The organism is Blastococcus sp. SYSU D00922 (assembly GCF_054050495.1).
Genome location: NZ_JBJGZL010000001.1, coordinates 324,248 through 340,058, shown reverse-complemented (window position 1 = coordinate 340,058; position 15,811 = coordinate 324,248). Strand labels below are relative to the sequence as shown.

16 protein-coding genes are annotated in these 15,811 nt (G+C 72.7%); all 16 read right to left on the bottom strand.

What is annotated here, in order from left to right; translation table 11 throughout:
* Window positions 1-13 precede the first annotated feature (13 nt).
* The 16 genes from nuoL to ACI78T_RS01700 all read right to left on the bottom strand — a co-directional run bounded on the left by nuoL (window position 14) and on the right by ACI78T_RS01700 (window position 15,808).
* The gene (nuoL, locus tag ACI78T_RS01775; RefSeq protein WP_456556375.1) at window positions 14-1,918 is read right to left on the bottom strand and encodes an NADH-quinone oxidoreductase subunit L; all 1,905 of its coding nucleotides are present in this window, start codon (window positions 1,916-1,918) and stop codon (window positions 14-16) included.
* Between the two features lie 13 nt (window positions 1,919-1,931).
* A complete protein-coding gene (gene nuoK, locus ACI78T_RS01770) occupies window positions 1,932-2,231 on the bottom strand; it encodes an NADH-quinone oxidoreductase subunit NuoK (protein WP_116451019.1) in 300 nt (99 codons plus the stop codon).
* On the bottom strand, window positions 2,228-3,034 hold the full coding sequence (locus ACI78T_RS01765) for an NADH-quinone oxidoreductase subunit J (protein WP_456556374.1): 807 nt from the start codon (window positions 3,032-3,034) through the stop codon (window positions 2,228-2,230). Before ACI78T_RS01765 ends, nuoK begins: the two co-directional genes overlap by 4 nt.
* Window positions 3,031-3,591 (bottom strand): NADH-quinone oxidoreductase subunit NuoI, encoded by a 561-nt coding sequence (gene nuoI / locus ACI78T_RS01760; protein WP_456556373.1) that lies wholly within the window; start codon window positions 3,589-3,591, stop codon window positions 3,031-3,033. The genes ACI78T_RS01765 and nuoI overlap by 4 nt, the downstream gene beginning before the upstream one ends.
* A complete protein-coding gene (gene nuoH / locus ACI78T_RS01755) occupies window positions 3,584-5,059 on the bottom strand; it encodes an NADH-quinone oxidoreductase subunit NuoH (RefSeq protein WP_456556372.1) in 1,476 nt (491 codons plus the stop codon). Before nuoH ends, nuoI begins: the two co-directional genes overlap by 8 nt.
* On the bottom strand, window positions 5,056-7,533 hold the full coding sequence (locus ACI78T_RS01750) for an NADH-quinone oxidoreductase subunit G (protein ID WP_456556371.1): 2,478 nt from the start codon (window positions 7,531-7,533) through the stop codon (window positions 5,056-5,058). Before ACI78T_RS01750 ends, nuoH begins: the two co-directional genes overlap by 4 nt.
* Window positions 7,534-7,606: 73 nt before the next feature.
* Window positions 7,607-8,935: an NADH-quinone oxidoreductase subunit NuoF gene (gene nuoF / locus ACI78T_RS01745; RefSeq protein WP_456556370.1), complete on the bottom strand. Its 1,329-nt coding sequence runs from the start codon at window positions 8,933-8,935 to the stop codon at window positions 7,607-7,609.
* Window positions 8,936-8,939: 4 nt separating this feature from the next.
* Window positions 8,940-9,944, bottom strand: coding sequence for an NADH-quinone oxidoreductase subunit NuoE (gene nuoE / locus ACI78T_RS01740; RefSeq protein ID WP_456556369.1), 1,005 nt, complete (start codon window positions 9,942-9,944; stop codon window positions 8,940-8,942).
* The gene (locus tag ACI78T_RS01735; RefSeq protein WP_456556368.1) at window positions 9,944-11,272 is read right to left on the bottom strand and encodes an NADH-quinone oxidoreductase subunit D; all 1,329 of its coding nucleotides are present in this window, start codon (window positions 11,270-11,272) and stop codon (window positions 9,944-9,946) included. The genes nuoE and ACI78T_RS01735 overlap by 1 nt, the downstream gene beginning before the upstream one ends.
* Before the next feature lie 13 nt (window positions 11,273-11,285).
* A complete protein-coding gene (locus tag ACI78T_RS01730) occupies window positions 11,286-12,038 on the bottom strand; it encodes an NADH-quinone oxidoreductase subunit C (protein WP_456556367.1) in 753 nt (250 codons plus the stop codon).
* Window positions 12,039-12,051: 13 nt separating this feature from the next.
* A complete protein-coding gene (locus tag ACI78T_RS01725) occupies window positions 12,052-12,744 on the bottom strand; it encodes a NuoB/complex I 20 kDa subunit family protein (protein ID WP_456556366.1) in 693 nt (230 codons plus the stop codon).
* A 12-nt stretch (window positions 12,745-12,756) separates the two neighbouring features.
* The gene (locus ACI78T_RS01720; RefSeq protein ID WP_164704475.1) at window positions 12,757-13,119 is read right to left on the bottom strand and encodes an NADH-quinone oxidoreductase subunit A; all 363 of its coding nucleotides are present in this window, start codon (window positions 13,117-13,119) and stop codon (window positions 12,757-12,759) included.
* A gap of 87 nt (window positions 13,120-13,206) precedes the next feature.
* Window positions 13,207-14,487 (bottom strand): geranylgeranyl reductase family protein, encoded by a 1,281-nt coding sequence (locus ACI78T_RS01715; RefSeq protein ID WP_456556365.1) that lies wholly within the window; start codon window positions 14,485-14,487, stop codon window positions 13,207-13,209.
* Between the two features lie 106 nt (window positions 14,488-14,593).
* Window positions 14,594-15,253: a phosphoribosyltransferase gene (locus ACI78T_RS01710; protein ID WP_456556364.1), complete on the bottom strand. Its 660-nt coding sequence runs from the start codon at window positions 15,251-15,253 to the stop codon at window positions 14,594-14,596.
* A gap of 13 nt (window positions 15,254-15,266) precedes the next feature.
* Entirely contained in the window at window positions 15,267-15,419 is a 153-nt protein-coding gene (locus tag ACI78T_RS01705; protein ID WP_456556363.1) for a hypothetical protein, read from the bottom strand.
* Between the two features lie 47 nt (window positions 15,420-15,466).
* Complete coding sequence (locus ACI78T_RS01700) at window positions 15,467-15,808, bottom strand: VOC family protein (RefSeq protein WP_456556362.1); 342 nt, start codon at window positions 15,806-15,808, stop codon at window positions 15,467-15,469.
* Window positions 15,809-15,811 lie beyond the last annotated feature (3 nt).

The following is a 15,811-nucleotide window of genomic DNA, read 5'->3' as shown; positions in this document are numbered from 1 at the left end:
CCGGAGGTCGAAGTCATCCCGCCGTCACCGCCAGCAGGGCGCCCGCGACCAGCACGGCGCCGCCGAGCATGCCGAGGGCGTAGGTGCGCACGAAGCCGGTCTGGGCGCGGCCCAGCCGGGAGGACGAGCCGCCGAGGCCGGCGGCCAGGCCGTTGACCGCGCCGTCGACCCCGCGGTTGTCCACCCAGACCAGGGCCCGGGTCAGCCACTGGCCGGGGCGCATGAACAGCGACTCGTTGATCGTGTCGGCGTAGAGGGCGTTGCGGGCGGCCCGGGTGACCGGCGAGACCCGGACCGGCGCGGTCACGGGCACCTCGCGGCGGCCGACGAACAGCCAGGCGGCGAGAACACCGAGCAGCATGATCACCGTCAGCGCGATGCCGATGGTCGCCGGCGCGATGACGTGCTCGGCCTCCTCCGGCTCGCCGAACACCGGCTCGAGCCAGTCGCTCAGGGGGAAGACGGAGACCAGCAGCGCGCCGGAGAACACCGACCCCACGGCCAGCACGATCATCGGCACCGTCATCACCGAGGGCGACTCGTGCGGGTGGACCCCGTCCTCCCAGCGGGCGCGGCCGAAGAAGGTCATCAGCATCAGGCGGGTCATGTAGAACGCGGTGAGGCCGGCGGCGAGGACGGCGACGCCGCCGAAGGCCCAGCCGAGCGCGTCGTCCCGGTCGAACGTGGCCTCGATGATCGCGTCCTTGGTGAAGTACCCGGACAGGAACGGGAAGCCGATCAGCGCCAGGTAGCCGAGGCCGAAGGTGACGAAGGTGACCGGCAGCTTCCGCCAGAGCCCGCCGAACCTGCGCATGTCGACCTGGTCGTCCATCGCGTGCATCACCGAGCCCGCGCCGAGGAACAGGCCGGCCTTGAAGAAGCCGTGGGCGAGCAGGTGCGCCAGGCCCGCGACGTAACCGGCGGGCCCGAGGCCGACGGCCAGGAACATGTAGCCGATCTGGCTGACCGTCGAGTAGGCCAGCACCTTCTTGATGTCGTCGTAGGCGCACCCGGCGATGGCCCCGATGAGCAGGGTGAGGGCGCCGATCGCCATGACGACGGTGCGCGCGGTCTCGGTGAGGTCGTAGATCGGCGCGGACCGGGCGATCAGGTAGACGCCGGCGGTGACCATGGTCGCCGCGTGGATGAGCGCCGAGACCGGGGTGGGGCCCTCCATGGCGTCGGGCAGCCAGGCCTGGAGCGGGAACTGGCCGGACTTGCCGCACGCGCCCAGCAGGAGCAGCAGGCCGATCGCGGTGATCGTGCCGCCGGCCAGGGTGCCGACGGTCCCGAAGACGCCGGCGTAGGACGTCGTCCCGAGCTGGGCGAACATCACGAAGATCGCCAGGGCCAGGCCGACGTCGCCGACCCGGTTCATGATGAACGCCTTCTTGGCCGCGGTGGCGGCCGCCGGGCGGGTGTACCAGAAGGCGATGAGCAGGTAGGACGCCAGGCCCACGCCCTCCCAGCCGACGTACAGCGCGACGAAGCTGTTGCCGAGGACGAGCAGCAGCATCGCGGCGACGAACAGGTTCAGGTAGGCGAAGAACCGCCGGCGCGCGGGGTCGTGCGCCATGTAGCCGATCGAGTAGACGTGGATCAGCGAGCCCACGCCGGTGATCAGCAGGACGAACACCGCAGACAGCGGGTCGTAGAGCAGCCCGGCGGTGACGTCGAGCTCGCCGGTCGAGATGAACGTGAACAGCTCCACATCGACCGAGCGCTCGTCGAGCCCGGCCAGCTGGAACGTGCACAGCAGGGCGAGCACGAAGGCGGCGACGACCGTCGCCGTCCCCAGCAGGTGGCCCCAGCGGTCGGTGCGCCGGCCGCCCAGCAGCAGCACCGCGGCACCGGCGAGCGGCAGCGCGATCAGCAGCCAGGAGGCGGCGAGCAGGCCCTCGGCGGGCAAGACATCCATTCCCCGGTCCCCGTCAGTACTTCAGCAGGTTGGCGTCGTCGACCGAGGCGGACCGCCTGGTGCGGTAGATCGACATGATGATGGCGAGGCCGACCACGACCTCCGCGGCGGCGACGACCATGACGAAGAACGCCATGATCTGGCCGTCGACGGTCCCGGTGGCGCGGGCGAACGTGACCAGGGTCAGGTTCACCGAGTTGAGCATCAGCTCGACGCACATGAACACGACGATCGCGTTGCGGCGCACCAGCACGCCGACCGCGCCGATGGTGAACAGGATCGCCGCGAGCACCAGGTAGTAGGTGAGCGTCACCGCTGCTCTCCGTCGAGGGGGGCGGGGTCGAGGGTCCCGAGCGCGGCGTCGGGCGAGCCGAGCTGCCCGCGGCCGGTGGGCCGGGGCATCTGGTCGGGGACCTCGGGCTCGATGCCCCCCGCCAGGCTGGCCTCGGAGCGGCTGCCGTCCGGGAGGATCGCGGCCACGGCGACCGAGTTGGCGCGGGCGAAGACACCGGGGCCGGGCAGCGTCTGCGGGTGGTCCGTGGTGAGGAACCGCGCGCGCGAGAGCTCCTTCTGCGACCGACGGCTGCCCGGCTCCCGCTCGATGTGCGCGAGCACCATGGCCCCGACCGCGGCGGTGATCAGCAGCGCGCTGGTCACCTCGAACGCGAGCAGGTAGTCGGTGAACAGCAGCTCGGCGATCGCCGGGATGTTGCCCACGCCGCCCTCGTCGGCCAGCCCCGCGACCGGCAGGTCGCGGGTGGCCTCGGCGATCCCCGCGCCCACCAGGCCGGCGAAGCCGATGCCGAGCAGGGTGGCGGCGATCCGCTGGCCGCGGAGGGTCTCCACGACCGAGTCGGAGGAGTCGCGGCCGACCAGCATCAGCACGAACAGGAAGAGGATCATGATCGCGCCGGTGTAGACGATGATCTGCACCGCGCCGAGGAACGGCGCCTCCTGGACGACGTAGAACACGCCCAGCGCGAGCATGGTGTTGACCAGCCAGAGCGCCGAGTGGACGGCGTTGCGGCTGAGCACCATGCCGAGGGCCCCGGCCAGGGCGATCGGCCCCAGCACCCAGAAGACGACGGTCTCGCCGCCGCCGAGCGTCTCGGTCATGCCCGCTCCGCCGCGCGCACGTAGTAGTCCTTCTCGTCGTCGCCGAGCCGCATCGGGTGCGGCGGCTGCTCCATGCCGGGCAGCAGCGGCGCCATGAGCTGCTCCTTGGTGTAGATCAGGTCCTGCCGGTTGTCGTCGGCCAGCTCGAAGTCGTTGCTCATCGTCAGCGAGCGGGTCGGGCAGGCCTCGATGCACAGCCCGCAGAAGATGCAGCGCAGGTAGTTGATCTGGTAGACCGCGCCGTACCGCTCACCCGGCGAGAAGCGGGCGTCCTCGGTGTTGTCACCGCCCTCGACGTAGATGGCGTCGGCCGGGCACGCCCAGGCGCACAGCTCGCAGCCGACGCACTTCTCCAGCCCGTCGGGGTGCCGGTTGAGCACGTGCCGCCCGTGGTAGCGCGGCTTGGTCACCTTGGGCTCGAACGGGTACTGCTCCGTCGTCACCTTGCGGAAGATCTGGGCGAACGTGACGCCGAACCCCTGGGCAGGCGCGGGCATGATGCTGTCCCGCACCGCCGGCCGGTTGCGCGCCCCGGTCGAGCGCTCGATCTCAGACATCGTCGTCCTCCTGGACGGTCGCGGGGCCCCGGCGTCCGGTGCTGACGACCACGTTCTGGGCGCCGTCGGTGCTGACCGGCTGGCGGCGCAGCCGCGGCGACGGCGGCACCTTCAGGTCCATCGGCGGGATGGGGAACCCGCCCTCCGAGCGGCTCGGCCCGCCGCTGGGCCGGCGGCGCGGGCCGGCCGCAGGCAGCACGTCGGGCTCGGGGTCGACGGCGTGGATGCCACCGGCGGCGGCCTCCTCGGCCATGAGCCGGGTGTCCCGGTTCGCCGTCCGGCTGGCGATGAGCAGGCCGGCCAGCACCAGCAGGGCGATCGGGACGCCGACGTAGAGCGCGACCTGACCGGTGGACAGGTCCGCCTCGCGGGACACCGTCCGCATGGTGGCGACGACCAGGATCCAGACCAGCGCGGTCGGGACGAGCACCTTCCAGCCGAACCGCATGAACTGGTCGTAGCGCAGGCGGGGCAGCGTGCCGCGCAGCCAGATGAACACGAACAGCGCGACGACGACCTTGAGGAAGAACCAGAGCAGCGGCCACCAGCCGGTGTTGGCGCCGTCCCAGATCGAGATCGGCCACGGAGCCCGCCAGCCGCCGAGGAACAGCGTCGCGGCCAGCGCCGAGACGGTGACCATGTTGATGTACTCGGCGAGGAAGAACAGCGCGAACTTCAGCGACGAGTACTCGGTGTGGAAGCCGCCGACCAGCTCGGACTCGGCCTCGGGGAGGTCGAACGGGGCGCGGTTGGTCTCGCCCACCACGGCGATGGCGTAGATGACGAACGACACCGGCAGCAGGACGGCGAACCAACTGGGCCCGGTGAACTCCCAGCCGAAGAAGGACAGCTGGTTGCCGTCGGCCTGGGCGGCCACGATCTCCGAGGTCGACATCGAGCCGGCGTAGAGGAACACCGCGACGATCGACAGGCCCATCGCGATCTCGTAGCTGACCATCTGGGCGGCGCTGCGCAGCCCGCCGAGCAGCGGGTACGTGGAGCCGGAGGCCCAGCCGGCCAGCACGATGCCGTAGACGCCCATGGCCGAGCAGGCGAGGACGACGAGGACGCCGATGGGGGCGTCGGTGAGCTGCAGCGGGGTGCGCTCGCCGAAGATGCTCACCGTCGGGCCGAGCGGGATGACCGAGAAGGCCAGGAAGGCCGGGATCGCGGCGATGACCGGCGCCAGGAAGTAGACCGGCTTGTCGGCGAGCGCCGGCATGATGTCTTCCTTGAACGCCAGCTTCAGCCCGTCGGCGAGGCTCTGCAGGTAGCCGCGCCAGCCGACCCGGTTGGGGCCGATGCGCTGCTGCATGCGCGCGACGACCTTGCGCTCGAAGACGATGGCGAACAGCGTCATGAGCACCAGCACCACAAAGATGCCGACGATCTTGATGAGGACGATCCACCAGACGTCGGAACCGAAGTCCTCGAGCGTCGGCTGGTCGGCACTGTCCAGCAGGTTCACAGCGCACTCCCCGCGGTCAGCCGCACCACGCCACCCGGGCCGGTGCCCAGGTCGCTCCGGACGTCGCTGCCCGGTGACCTCATCGGCAGCCAGACCACCTGGTCGGGCATGGCGGTGACACGGACGGGCAGGCTGACCGACCCGGTCGCGCCGCTCACCGTGATCCGGTCGCCGTCGACGACGCCGAGCCGGCCGGCGGCCTCGACGCCGATGCGGGCGACGGGCTGCCGGGCCGTGCCGGCCAGCTCCGGCTCGTCGCGCAGGAGCGTCCCGGAGTCGATGAGCTGCCGCCAGGAAGCGAGAACCGCCTCGTCCTGCCGGAGCGAGGGCGCCGGCGGGGGCTGGATGTCGAGGCCGGCCCCCTCCGCGGGACGGCGCACCGCGCCGAGCGCCGCGAGCTCCGCCCGGGCCGCCTCCGGCGAGGGCAGCCGCAGATCTGCGATGTCACTACCCATCTCGACCATGGCGTCAGCAATCCCCTGCAGCACGCGGCCGTCGGGCAGCCGCCCGGTGCCGTGCAGCGTGGCGTCGAAGACGCGCGGCCGGCCCTCCCAGTCGAGGTAGCTGCCGGCCTTCTCCGGCGCCGCGGCGACCGGCAGCACGACGTCGGCCCACTCGGTGACCACGCTCGGGAACATCTCGAGGCTCACCACGAACGACGCGGTCGCCAGGGCGGACTCGGCCAGCGCCTGGTCGGGCAGGTCGCACGGGTCGACGCCGCCGACCAGCAGGCCGGGCAGCTCGCCGTCGCGGACGGCGGTGAGGATGCCGGTGAGGTCGCGGCCCGGCGTCGCGGGCAGCTCGGCGCCCCACAGGGCGGCCACGTCGGCGCGCGCCGCGGCGTCGCCCACGGCGCGTCCGCCGGGCAGCAGGCTCGGCAGCGCACCGGCCTCGACGGCCCCGCGCTCCCCCGCCCGCCGCGGGACCCAGGCGACGCGCGCGCCGGTGGTGCGCGCCAGCGCCACGAGCGCCGAGAAGGCACCGGGCACCTCGGCCAGCCGCTCGCCGGCGAGGACGACCGCGCCGGGCGCGCGGAGCGCCTCGACCGCGGGTCCGCCCCAGGTGCCCTCTGCCAGCGCCCGCAGCGACTGCGCCTCGGCGCCGGGCAGCGTCGTCAGCACGGTCGCGTCGAGCTTCTCCGCGGCACGGGTGGCGAACGGCGCGAGGTCGAAGACCGGGAGCTTCCGGGTCCGCACCGCTCGGCGCAGGCGGAGGAAGACGATCGGCGACTCCTCCTCCGGCTCGAAGCCGGCCAGGAGGACCGCGGGCGCCTGCGCCAGCTCGTCGTAGGTGACCCCGCCGCGGCCCGGCCCCGTCCCGGCGACGAACGCGCCCAGGAAGGCGAGCTCCTCGGCGGAGTGGGCGCGGGCGCGGAAGTCGACGTCGTTGGTGCCGAGGGCCACGCGGGCGAACTTGGCGTAGGCGTAGGCGTCCTCGACGGTCAGCCGGCCGCCGGGGAGCACGCCGACGCCGCCCTCGGCCCGCGCCTGGCTCAGGCCGGCGGCCGCGGCGGCCCACGCCTCCGGCCAGGAAGCGGGCTGCAGCTCGCCGTCCCGGCGCACCAGCGGGGTGGTGAGCCGCTCGTTGGCGGTGACGTAGCGGAACGCGTAGCGACCCTTGTCGCAGTTCCACTCCTCGTTGACCGCCGGGTCCTCGCCGGCCAGCCGGCGGGTGGTCTTGCCGCGCCGGTAGTCGGTGCGCTGGGCGCAGCCGGACGCGCAGTGCTCGCAGACGCTGGCCTCGCTGCGCAGGTCGAACGGGCGGGCGCGGAACCGGTACTGCGCGCTGGTGAGCGCGCCGACCGGGCAGATCTGCGTGGTGTTGCCGGAGAAGTAGGACTCGAAGGGCTCGTCCTCGTAGATGGCGACCTGCTCCAGCGCCCCGCGCTCGAAGAGCTCGATGAACGGGTCGCCGGCCACCTGCTGGGAGAACCGGGTGCAGCGGGCGCACAGGACGCAGCGCTCGCGGTCGAGCAGGATCTCGCTGCTGATCGGCAGCGGCTTGGGGTAGGTCCGCTTGACGTCGACGAACCGGCTCTCGGTGCGGCCGTTGCTCATCGCCTGGTTCTGCAGCGGGCACTCGCCGCCCTTGTCGCACACCGGGCAGTCCAGCGGGTGGTTGATGAGCAGCAGCTCCATCGTGCCCTGCTGCGACTTGTCGGCGACCTCGCTGGTCAGCTGCGTCTTCACGACCATGCCGTCGGTGACCGGCATCGTGCAGGAGGCGACCGGCTTGCGCTGCCCCTCGACCTCGACCAGGCACTGGCGGCAGGCACCGACGGGCTCGAGCAGCGGGTGGTCGCAGAACCGCGGGATCTGCACGCCGATCTGCTCGGCGGCCCGGATGATCAGCGTCCCCTTGGGGACGGCGACCTCGAACCCGTCGATGGTGCAGTGGACGGCGTCCGGCGGCGTGTGCGGGCCGGGTGTGCCCGGGGGCACCGCCGGCGCCGGCGTCGGGTTCGTCAGTGTCACTGTTCCTCCTCGCTGGCGCTCGTCGTCCCAGTGCCACGGTGTGCTCTGCCTCTGCGTGCCCTCGCAAGCTCGGTCACGAGGCCACCCCCACGGGCTCGATCCGGAGGCTGCGACCCAGCCGGGCCTGCTCCTCCGGCGGCAGCAGGGCGACGTAGTCGTCCCGGAAGTACTTCAGCGAGCTGGCGATGCAGCTGGTCGCGCCGTCACCGAGGGCGCAGAACGAGCGGCCCAGGATGTTGTCGCAGGTGTCGGTCAGCAGGTCGAGGTCCTGCGCGGTGCCCCGGCCGTGCGCGATCCGGTCGAGGATCTGCACCAGCCAGTAGGTCCCCTCGCGGCACGGGGTGCACTTGCCGCAGCTCTCGTGCGCGTAGAACTCGGTGAACCGCAGGGTGGCCTCGACGATCGAGTCGGTCTCGTCGAACACCATCAGCGCGGTGGTGCCGAGCATCGAGCCCGCGGCCGCCACGGAGTCGAAGTCCAGCGGGACGTCGAGGTGCTCGGCGGTGAAGTACGGCGTCGAGGAACCACCCGGCGTCCAGAACTTCAGCTCGTGCCCGGGCCGGACGCCGCCGGCCATCTCGAGCAGCTCGCGCATCGTCGTCCCCATCGGGGCCTCGTACTGGCCCGGGCGGACGACGCGGCCCGACAGCGAGTAGATCTTCGGGCCGGGCGACTTCTCCGGGCCGAACTCCTTGAACCAGTCGGCGCCGCCGCGGACCACGAACGGCACGCTGGCCAGGGTCTCGACGTTGTTGATGACGGTCGGCGACCCGTAGAGGCCGGCGACGGCGGGGAACGGCGGCTTCAGGCGCGGCTGGCCGCGGTAGCCCTCGAGGGACTCCAGCAGCGCCGTCTCCTCGCCGCAGATGTAGGCGCCGGCGCCGGCGTGCACGACCAGCTCGAGGTCGTAGCCGGAGCCGAGGATGTCGGTGCCGAGGTAGCCGGCCGCGTAGGCCTCCTCGACGGCGGCGATCAGCCGGCGGTGGGCGTGCACCGCCTCGCCGCGGACGTAGATCGCGGCGAAGTGGGAGCGGATCGCGTACGCGGAGATGATCACGCCTTCGACCAGCGAGTGCGGGTCGGCCATCATCAGCGGCAGGTCCTTGCAGGTGCCCGGCTCGCCCTCGTCGGCGTTGACCACGAGGTACTTGGGCATCGCTGCCGGACCGGTCGGCGTCTCCCCCGGCTTGGGCTGCGGGATGAAGCTCCACTTCATGCCGGTCGGGAAGCCGGCGCCGCCGCGGCCGCGCAGGCCGGAGTCCTTGACCATCGTGACCAGCTCGTCGGGGGTCATCGACAGCGCCGTCCGGAGCGCGCTGTAGCCCTCCATCGACTCGTACGTCGACAGCCGCCAGGACTTGTCGGCACCCCAGCGGGTGGTGAGGACGGGAGTGAGAGGCATGGGATCAGGCCTTCCCGGGACCCTGGCCGGAGGTACCCGGCTCCTGTCCCGCAGGGGTCTCGGTGCCGTCGTCCTGGTCGGCCAGCGACCGGCCGGCCGGCTCGGGGGCGTCGGGGTGCGAGCCGGCCGCGCCGGCCTTCTCGGCCGGGGTGTCCGCGGCGGCGACGCGCGCGTCGGCCGCCTCGCGGCCCGGCGTCTCCCCCGTCCGGCCCGAGGGCGCGACGGTCGTCGCCGGTTCGCCGCGGTCGGCGGGCTCGGCCTCGGGCCGCCGGGGCATCGGCGGAGCCGACTCCCCCCGCTGCTCGGCCAGCCGCAGCCCGCGCAGCGTCGGCTCGTAGTTCCCGGGTGCGTCGACGGCGGCCGCGGGGTCGTCGTACTGGGAGAAGCCGGCCAGCTGCCGGGAGACGCCCTTGAAGTCGGTCAGCGGCGCGCCCCGGGTGGGCAGCGGCTTCTCGCCGCGGCGCAGGGCGGCCACCAGCTCGCGGGCGCTGTCGACGTCCTGCTGGTCGTAGAACTCGTAGTCGACGGTGACGACGGGCGCGTAGTCGCAGGCCGCGAGGCACTCGGCGTGCTCGAGGGTGATCGACCCGTCGGCGGTGGTCTCGTCGTGGTGCACGCCGAGGTCGCTGCTGAGCGCGTCCATGATCCGCTGGCCGCCGAGCACGCTGCACAGGGTGTTCGTGCAGACGCTGACCAGGTGCCGGCCGGTGGGACGGCGCTTGTACATCGTGTAGAACGTCGCGACCGCGCCGACCTCGGCCTTGGTGAGGCCGAGCTGGTCGGCGCAGAACGCCACGCCCTCGGGCGAGACGTAGCCCTGCACCGACTGGACCAGGTGCAGCATCGGCAGCAGCGCCGAGCGGGGCACCGGGTAGCGGGCGATGATCTCGGCCGCCTCCAGGCGGGTCTGCTCGGTCAGCGGCGGCAGGTCGAGCGGAGCGGGCTCGACCGGGCTGGAGTCGAGCCCGGTGACCGCGGTCCCCTCGGCGCTTCCGGGAAGTGCACTCATCAGCGATCCACTCCACCCATGACCGGGTCGATCGATGCGATGGCCGCGATGACGTCGGCGATCATGCCGCCCTCGCTCATCGCCGCCGTGGCCTGGAGGTTCACGAAGCTGGGGTCGCGCACGTGGACGCGCCACGGCCTCGTGCTGCCGTCGCTGACCACGTGGTAGCCGAGCTCGCCGCGGGGCGACTCGATCGGCACGTAGACCTGGCCGGCCGGCACCCGGAAGCCCTCGGTGACCAGCTTGAAGTGGTGGATCAGGGCCTCCATCGACTGGCCCATGATGTGCTTCACGTGCTCCAGCGAGTTGCCCATCCCGTCGGCACCGAGGGAGAGCTGCGCGGGCCAGGCGATCTTCCGGTCCTCGACCATGACCGGCCCCGGCTCGAGCCGGTCGGCGGCCTGCGCGATGAGCTTGAGCGACTCGCCGATCTCGGCCATCCGCACCAGGTAGCGGCCCCAGGCGTCGGCGGTGTCGGCGGTCGGGACCTCGAAGTCGTAGGTCTCGTAGCCGAGGTAGGGCTCGGTCTTGCGGAGGTCCCACGGCAGGCCGGCCGACCGCAGCACCGGGCCGGTGACGCCGAGGGCGAGGCAGCCGGTGACGTCGAGGTAGCCGACGTCCTTGAGCCGCCGCTGCCAGATCGGCTGCCCCGTGAGCATGCGGTGGTAGTCGGCGATCCGCTTCGGCATGATCTTGAGGAACTCGCGGATGGAGTCCAGCGCCGTCTCCGGCAGGTCCTGCGCCAGCCCGCCGGGGCGGATGTAGGCGTGGTTCATGCGGAGGCCGGTGATCTCCTCGAGCAGGTCGAGGCACATCTCCCGCTCGCGGAACCCGTTGGTCATCGCGGTGAGCGCGCCGAGCTCCATGCCGCCGGTGGCCAGGCCCACGAGGTGGGAGGCGATCCGGTTGATCTCCATGACCAGGACGCGGATGGTCGCCGCGCGCTGCGGGATCTCGATGCCGAGCAGCTTCTCCACCGCCATGCAGTAGGCGGCCTCGTTGAACAGCGGGCTCAGGTAGTCCATCCGGGTCACGAACGTCGTGCCCTGGGTCCAGTTGCGGTACTCGGTGTTCTTCTCGATGCCGGTGTGCAGGTACCCGATCGTCGTCCGGGCCTTCGTCACCGTCTCGCCCTCGAGGTCGAGGATCAGCCGGAGGACGCCGTGCGTCGACGGGTGCTGCGGGCCCATGTTGACGACGAGGCGCTCCTCGCCGTGCGGGTCGGCGAAGGTGAGGTCCCAGTCGCCGCCGGTGACCGTGTAGACGCGGCCCTCGGTGGTCTCCCGGGAGCCGGCGTACGGGTCGGCCTCGTTGTAGACGGTGCTCATCGGTAGGCCCCCTTCATCGGTAGGCACGTCGCGTGTCCGGCGGCGGGATGGTCGCGCCGTGGTACTCCACGGGGACGCCGCCGAGGGGGTAGTCCTTGCGCTGCGGGTGCCCGTCCCAGTCGTCCGGCATGAGGATCCGGGTCAGCGCCGGGTGGCCGTCGAAGACGACGCCGAACATGTCCCACGTCTCGCGCTCGTGCCAGTCCGCCGTCGGGTAGACGCCGGTCACGGACGGGACGTGCGGGTCCTCGGCGGTGACCGCGACCTCGAGCCGGATGCGGCGGCGGTAGGTCATCGAGGTCAGGTGGTAGACGACGTGCAGCCGCGGGCGGTCGGGGCCGGTCGCCGGGCCGCCGCTGTCGAGGTAGTCGACGCCGGAGACGCTGCTGCACAGCTCGAAGCGCAGCGCCTCGTCGTCGCGGAGCGCCCGCACGAGCGTGAGCAGGTGCTCGCGGGCGACGAAGTAGGTGATCTCGCCGCGGTCGACGAGCACCCGCTGCACCGCGGCCGCGTAGGTGGCCTCGCCCACCGACTCGATCAGCGCGTCGGTGACCTCGTCGAAGTACCCGCCGTAGGGCCGGTCGGTCGAGTGCAGCGCGACCGCGCCGCCCGGCTCGACCCGCACGAGCCCGCCGAAGCCGGAGGTGTCGCCGCTGCCGGTGACGCCGAAGGCGCCCTTCCGGAAGCCGCCGCTCGGCGCGGTGGCGTCGTCGTAGCCGGCCCCCTCGCGGCCGGGGACGACGTTCGATCCGCCGTCGTTGCTCATCGCCGCGCCCCCGTCATCGCCAGGCCTTCCCGAGGCCGCTGGGCCGCTCCTCCGGGAGCAGCACCGCGTTGCCGCCGCGCTGCTCGATGGCGAACTGCCCGGCGCGGCCCTCGGCGGCCGCCTCCTCGTAGGCGCGCCGCGCCTTCTTGTCCACGCGCACCGTCGAGGGCATCTCGACGTGCAGGTCCTTGGCCGTCCCGTCCTCGCGGGCCCGCTCCAGCTGCCGCTCGCGCTTGGCGCCGAGGGGCTCGTGCTGGATCTTGTGGTGCAGCTTGAGGATCGCGTCCATGAGCATCTCCGGCCGCGGCGGGCAGCCGGGCAGGTACATGTCCACCGGGACGATGTGGTCGACGCCCTGGACGATCGCGTAGTTGTTGAACATGCCGCCGGAGCTCGCGCAGACGCCCATCGCGAGCACCCAGCGCGGTTCGGGCATCTGGTCGTAGATCTGGCGCAGGACCGGCGCCATCTTCTGGCTGACCCGGCCGGCCACGATCATCAGGTCGGCCTGGCGCGGCGAGGCGCGGAAGACCTCCATGCCGAAGCGGGCCAGGTCGTAGCGGCCGGCGCCGGAGGCCATCATCTCGATCGCGCAGCAGGCCAGGCCGAAGGTCGCCGGCCACAGCGACGACTTGCGGGTCCAGTTGACCAGCTTCTCCACGCTGGTCAGCAGCACACCGCTCGGCAGCTTCTCCTCGAGTCCCATGTCAGCCCCCTGTCAGTCCCAGTCGAGCCCGCCGCGGCGCCACACGTACGCGTAGGCGATGAACACGGTGGCGATGAAGACGACCATCTCGACCAGCCCGAAGACGCCCAGCGCCTCGTTGTGCACGGCCCACGGGTAGAGGAAGACGATCTCGATGTCGAAGACGATGAAGAGCATCGCGACGAGGTAGTACTTCACCGGGAAGCGGCCGCCGGTGAGCGGCTGGTCGACCGGCTCGATCCCGCACTCGTAGGCCTCGAGCTTGGCGCGGTTGTAGCGGCGCGGGCCCACGTAGGGAGCGGCCGTCACCGAGAACAGCGCGAAGGCCGCGGCGAGCGCGAAGAGCCCGACGATCGGGACGTAGTTCGAGAGCATCAGCGGCACCCTACGGTGAGGTCGATCACGTTCCGGTCAGGGACCGGACGGTTGCGGAGCGTGTCGATACGCGTGTGACGTGGCATGTCAGACCGCCGGTGCCAGCCGTGTGAGGACGGCGATCGCGCGGTCCACGCCGTCGCCGTCCCGGCCGTCGCTGAGGTTGCCCATGAGCCGCAGCGCGGCGTTCACCAGCGCCGGTCGCTTGAGGCCGTGGGCGGTGGCGAACCGGACGACGTCCGGGCGGGCCAGCAGGGCGAGGAAGCCGACGCCGAGGCGGTGGTGCCGCCCGTAGGCGGCGCGCAGCAGCTCGGGGTAGCGGCGGAGCACGGACTCCCGCGCCGGGCCCTCGGGCCGGGAGAGCGCGTCGGCCGCGGTCTCGGCCGCCATGCGCCCGGTCTCCATCGCGTAGCTGATGCCCTCGCCGTTGAACGGGTTGACCGTGCCGGCGGCGTCGCCGGTGAGCAGGAGGCCGCGGGTGTAGGCCGGCTGCCGGTGCAGGGCCATGGGGAGCCCGGCCCCGCGCAGCGGCGTGACCGCGTGCTCCTCCCCCAGCTGGTCCGCGGCGGGGAAGGTGTCCAGCCACCGGCGGAGGACCTCGCGGTGGTGGCTGCCGTCGGAGCGCCGGGTGTCGAGCAGGCCGAAGCCGACGTTGGCGGTGCCGTCGCCCATCCCGAAGATCCAGCCGTAGCCGGGCATCGACTCCGAGGTGGGGCCCTCCGGCGCGAGGTCGAAGGAGATGTCGAGGTAGTCGTCCGAGGTGCGCGGGCTGCTCACGTACCGGCGGACGGCGACGCCGAGCGGCCGGTCCTCGCGGCGGGCCAGCCCCAGGCTCTTGGCGAGCCGTCCGGAGAGCCCCTCGGCCGAGACCACCAGGCGCGAGCGGATCTCGCCCGGCTCCTTGCCGGGACCGGCGGTGTAGCGGACGCCGGCGACCCGCCCGGCCTCGTCCAGCAGCGGGTCGGTGACGGTGACCTCGGTGTGCAGCCGGGCGCCGGCGGCCTGCGCGTGCGCGGCGAGGCGGGCGTCGAGCTCGCTGCGCCGGCACACCAGGCTGTGGCCCGGCCAGTTCGCCAGCCGCGGCCAGTCGACCTCGACGACCTGGCCCCCGCCGGCGACCCGGAGCCCCTTGTGCCGGACCCAGCCCGAGGTGTCGACGCCCATGTCGTCCAGAGCCTTGACCCCGCGCGGGGTCAGGCCGTCGCCGCAGACCTTCTCGCGGGGGAAGGCGGCCTTCTCCAGGACGACGACGTCGAGCCCGGCCCGCGCCAGCCACCACGCGGCGCTGGATCCAGCAGGACCGGCACCGACCACCACCACGTCGGCGCGGGCGTCCGCGTCGAGCGGTGCTGCGGTCGTGCCGGGCACGCTGCGCCTCCTCGGTCGAGCTTGTGAATTGGTTCACAAAGTCGGTCGTTCCGAGTCTAGGCCGCGATGTGAGCAACCTGACAGCACCCCCTGGCGGTGCGATCGGTCACAGCCCGTGCGCGGCGCCGTGGAGCGCGTCCCGGACCTCCTCGTCGGTGGTCTGGCCGAAGTCGCCGTACGCCTGCCCGACGGCCCGGAAGGACGGCGGGGCCAGCAGGCAGACCAGGTCGTCGACGAACGGTTCGAGGGCGTCGCAGGCACGTGGCGAGCCGACCGGAACGGCGACGGTGATCGACGCGGGACCAGCGGACCTGGCCGCGACGACGGCGGCGTGCATGGTGGCGCCGGTGGCCAACCCGTCGTCGACGAGGACCACGGCGCGGCCGGCCACGGGCGGCGGTGGCCGGCCCTCCCGGTAGGCGGCCTCCCGCCGCCGCAGCTCCACGAGCTCCCGCCGCCCCACCTCGTCGAACGCGGCGCTGCCCACGCCGGCGGCGGCGAGAACGGACTCGACCCGCACGGTCTCCACCGCATCGCCGAGGGCGGCGATCGCGCCCATGGCCAGCTCGGGCTGGGCGGGCAGGCCGAGCTTGCGGACGACGAGGACGTCGAGCGGTGCGGCCAGCGCCGCGGCCACCTCCGCGGCGACGACCACCCCGCCGCGCGGCAGGCCGAGCACGAGCGGAGCGGGGAGGGACCGGCGGGCCAGGTGCTCGCCGAGCGCCCGTCCCGCGGCGCGGCGGTCGGCGAACGGGCGGCGGCTCACCGGAGCCCCGGTCCTACAGCGGCTCGGGCATCGGCGCGGGCGGGGGCGCCGACGGGTCGGTGGGGTCGGGTGTCGGGTACGGCGCGGGCATCGGCGGCGGGATCGGGTCGGTCGGCGACGGCGAGGGACCCGGTGGCTGCGGCGACGGAGGCGGCGGGGTCGTCATGGACCGACGCTAGGACCGCAGGTGCCGCACCGGAACCCCGGGCGAGCTCACTGCGCCGGGCCGCCGCCCAATCCGATCTCATTGCCGTCGGGATCCCGGTAGGTCACCTTCCGCACGCCGTTCTCATAGGTTTCCTGCTCCGCCGGCGAGATCCCCTGGTCGGCGATGCGGCTCACCCAGGCGTCCAGGTCGTCGACGAAGAGCGTGTGCATCGCGTGGCCGGCGTGCTCGGGTCGCACGTCGATGTACAGGTACCGGTGCTCGCCGATCTCCCAGACCGCCTCGACGTCGTTGGGGAAGAACGCCGGGGCGCCCAGCAGCCGCTCGTACCAGGTCAGCGACAGCTCGTAGTCGGTGACGGGCAGGCCCGCGAAGAGGTCGACGGCCACGCC